This window comes from Oleiphilus sp. HI0080 (assembly GCF_001635135.1).
The window spans coordinates 1-1,197 of record NZ_LWFU01000674.1 but is presented as its reverse complement, the minus strand read 5'-3'; the positions used below and the strand labels follow the sequence as shown (position 1 = coordinate 1,197).

General features: G+C 45.4%; 2 protein-coding genes. One reads left to right on the top strand and one right to left on the bottom strand.

The features are described 5' to 3' along the window. Positions 1-313: hypothetical protein (locus tag A3751_RS14665; RefSeq protein WP_369821247.1), on the bottom strand; the 313-nt coding region annotated here is incomplete at its 3' end. Between the two features lie 125 nt (positions 314-438). Between A3751_RS14665 and A3751_RS14660 the strand changes: the two genes are divergently transcribed. Continuing rightward, positions 439-1,197, top strand: a 759-nt coding sequence (locus tag A3751_RS14660) for a hypothetical protein (RefSeq protein WP_156492486.1), incomplete at its 3' end; no start/stop codon positions are given.

The window sequence follows — 1,197 nt, the reverse complement described above, 5'->3', positions numbered from 1 at the left end:
GATTAGAAACTTGATTGAAGCTGATCTGCTCGATCTTCTTTTGACTTGCTGCATTGTGTTTTGAAAATAGAGCGGCTGACGACGCTTCATCCCAAAAAGGCATAGAGATGTTTGCATCGGTGCTGGATAGTTCAGACAGTGTTCTGCGCATTGCTGTTGCATTGAGTGCTCCGGCAACAAGAATGCGACCTCTGGGTTGCTCTAAAGAAACCTCGGGCGAGCGCTTTAGCTTTGGCGGGCTTGGTAGCCCGATGCCGTCGAAAATGCTTTTGCCAATGTCAGATTGAGCGATGCGGGTGTAAAAATCGTTCATAGTTCTACTTTTAGATGATTAAGTTAGCCAAACAGGGCGGACGTGCTAGTCTTTAAGGAATGGTATTTTGAACTTTTTCACATTTAATTAACAGATGGATCTGAGTGTCATTTGGGTGAACGGTGATGACTGACAAAGAAGTAGAGCCTAGTGTTAGCGTTGAAAATAGCGAAGCGTTGGCGAATGAGTGGGTAGCGCACCTTAAAAAACAAAGTAAATTCAGATTAGCGATGCTGGGCGTGGCCTCAATTGGCTTTGCGGTTTCAGCGGGTGTCTTAACGAACACAACGTTGGAAAAAAATGCGCTTGAGCTTGAGTTGTCGGCAAAAAGTGCATTGATAGCAGAGCTAGAATCAGATGTTTCTTTAAAATCGAATTCGATCGCAGAGTTAAATGACCAATTGACTTCAGCTCAAAAGCGCACACGATTTCTAGAGCAGGTTAAGGGTGACACTGCATCGCAGCTTGGTATTGCCGAGCAAATTATTGATACACAGAAGCAAAAAATCGCATTGATTGAAGAAGAGTTCTCAAGCAGCTCTCAGCTGGTTTCTGAGCTTGAGATGCGCTTGGCTGAATCGCAGAAAAAAGCGCGTACTCTTCAAAGCACCCTAAACGGTAAAGTGAAAGAGTTGGGTCAGCGCAGCGCTGCGTACAATGCAATTGTTAAACGTCAAAAAGATACGCGGGCAGAGGTAGACAGATTGGCTGTCGCTTTGGAAGAAGCTGAGAGCGCAAGAACTGCTGCAACGCAACGGCTTGCTTCAGTCAAAGGTCAGCTGTCTAATTCGAATAATGAGCTAGGGCGCTTGCGCAAAGAAATAACTGCGCTTAATCAAGAGTTGTTAGTTCAACGTCAGAAAGAGGCCAAGCCAGAGCAGGTT